Origin of the sequence: Yoonia sp. (assembly GCF_036007805.1) — a bacterium.
Classification (GTDB): Bacteria; Pseudomonadota; Alphaproteobacteria; order Rhodobacterales; family Rhodobacteraceae; genus Yoonia.
This window is the reverse complement of the sequence record NZ_DASYOK010000215.1, coordinates 1-1,849: the sequence shown is the minus strand read 5'-3', so window position 1 is coordinate 1,849 and position 1,849 is coordinate 1. Positions and strand designations below refer to the sequence as shown.

3 protein-coding genes are annotated in these 1,849 nt (G+C 59.3%); 1 reads left to right on the top strand and 2 read right to left on the bottom strand.

Annotated features, from left to right (window positions below):
- The coding region (locus tag VGP75_RS12005) for an alanine dehydrogenase (protein WP_327543890.1) at nucleotides 1-764 on the bottom strand (764 nt) is incomplete at its 3' end.
- Nucleotides 765-899: 135 nt separating this feature from the next.
- On the opposite strand from VGP75_RS12005, the gene VGP75_RS12000 reads away from it, so the two are divergent.
- Complete coding sequence (locus VGP75_RS12000; RefSeq protein ID WP_327543889.1) at nucleotides 900-1,358, top strand: Lrp/AsnC family transcriptional regulator; 459 nt, start codon at nucleotides 900-902, stop codon at nucleotides 1,356-1,358.
- On the opposite strand, the gene VGP75_RS11995 is transcribed toward VGP75_RS12000, so the two are convergent.
- A partial coding sequence (locus VGP75_RS11995) for a Coenzyme F420 hydrogenase/dehydrogenase, beta subunit C-terminal domain (protein WP_327543888.1) occupies nucleotides 1,355-1,849 on the bottom strand: 495 nt, incomplete at its 5' end. The two genes, VGP75_RS12000 and VGP75_RS11995, sit on opposite strands and share 4 nt — an antisense overlap.

The window sequence follows — 1,849 nt, the reverse complement described above, 5'->3', positions numbered from 1 at the left end:
AGTTGCGCGCGCGAGATCAGCTTGGGTGCCGCCGCACCGGGGATCAGGACCGCGCCGATGATCATGTCGGCCTGACGTGCCAGCTCAATGGTATTGCCCGCATTGGCGTAGCCGTTCTTGAAGACGCCGCCGAACGTATCATCCAGATAGCGCAGACGCGGCAGGGACCGGTCCAGTACGGTGACATCAGCGCCCATGCCCGCCGCGATCCGCGCTGCATGCGTGCCGACAACACCGCCGCCGATGACCAGCACGCGGGCAGGGCCAACACCCGGTACGCCGCCCATAAGAACACCGCGCCCGCCATTGGCTTTTTGCAGGGTCCATGCGCCGACCTGTGGCGCCAGACGCCCTGCGACCTCTGACATGGGCGCCAAGAGTGGCAGGCCGCCGCGATCGTCGGTCACTGTTTCGTAGGCAATGCAGGTTGCACCGGAGTCCATCAGGTCTTTGGTCTGTTCAGGGTCCGGCGCAAGGTGCAGATAAGTAAACAAAATCTGACCTTCACGGAGCATTTTGCGTTCTATGGGTTGTGGTTCTTTCACTTTCACAACCATATCGGCTTTTTCGAACACTTCCGCCGCGGTGCCCACAATCGCGGCTCCTGCATCAATGTAATCGGCGTCGGTAAAGCCTGCGCCATTGCCTGCGCCGGACTGGATTGTGACGGTGTGGCCGTGGTTGACGGCTTCAAAGGCCGCGTTCGGTGTCAGGCCGACGCGGAATTCCTGTGGTTTGATTTCTGTTGGACATCCAATATGCATGACCTGCTCCTCCTGTGTCTGAAGCGAGTATTGCGCCGTCTCTGTGCAATTTCATCGGAGTGTTCTTGGATGTTTGTGCAGAGTGCGGTAGAAATCTGTGTAATGGTGTCATTTATTCGAAGGATTGTGCAAATAATGGACTTAGACAGTATTGATCGCCGAATCCTCGAGGTTTTGCAGAAGAAAGGCCGCATCTCGAACGCTGAATTGTCGGAGAAGGCGAACCTGTCCGCCTCGGCCTGTCACCGGCGTGTGCAGCGGTTGGAAAAGGACGGCTTTATCCGCGATTATGTGGCGTTGCTTGATCCGCGCAAAATGGGCCGTCCGACGACTGTTTTTGTGGAAATCACGCTGAGCGGACAGGCCGATGAGGTGCTTGATGCTTTTGAACGTGCCGTGGCCCGTGTACCGGATGTGCTCGAATGTCACCTGATGGCGGGCACGGCGGATTATCTGCTGAAGGTGTTGGCTGGCGATACCGAGGATTTCGCCCGCATCCACCGGCGCTATCTGGCGACACTGCCGGGGGTGGCGCAGATGCAATCATCGTTCGCCTTGCGCACCGTGCGTCAGACGACCGCAATGCCGGTTTAGGGATCGGTCCGCTCGTTTTCTTCCGGCGCAATCCCGTAGGGTTTGGCAAGGTTCCAGACATGCTCTGGCACCATGTTCTTGATCTTGGCGGGTTCTTCGCGGCGCAGGTGCAGCACGGTTTCGGCGGCCTTCATTTCAACCCGTGCACGGGCAAATTCCAGACCACGCGGTCCAACCCGTGGCATTACCCACGCCATGATCCCGCGCAGCCAGTTGGGCATCCGGCGTAGTGGAAGCCCGCCTGCGGCAAGGCGCGTGTTTTCAACGAACCCTTTGACCGAGCTTTGGCGCTGACCGCGTGATCCCGGTGCGGCAAGCGACACTTCATCGCCAAGGGCGCCCAAGATCTCTTTGCCGCGCTGGTTGCGCACGATCAGCCATTGTTCCCCTTCGCCCGCCATATAGCCCACCGTGATATCGGCCAGCCGGTTGGTGTAATCCACGCAGGTGCGGCAGGTGGTGGGGAAGAAATCAGGTGGCAAGTCCGAAAG

Bases quoted from the DNA above. Each gene is read 5' to 3' on its own strand.
- VGP75_RS12000 (WP_327543889.1), top strand. From the start codon at position 900: ATGGACTTAGACAGTATTGATCGCCGAATCCTCGAGGTTTTGCAGAAG.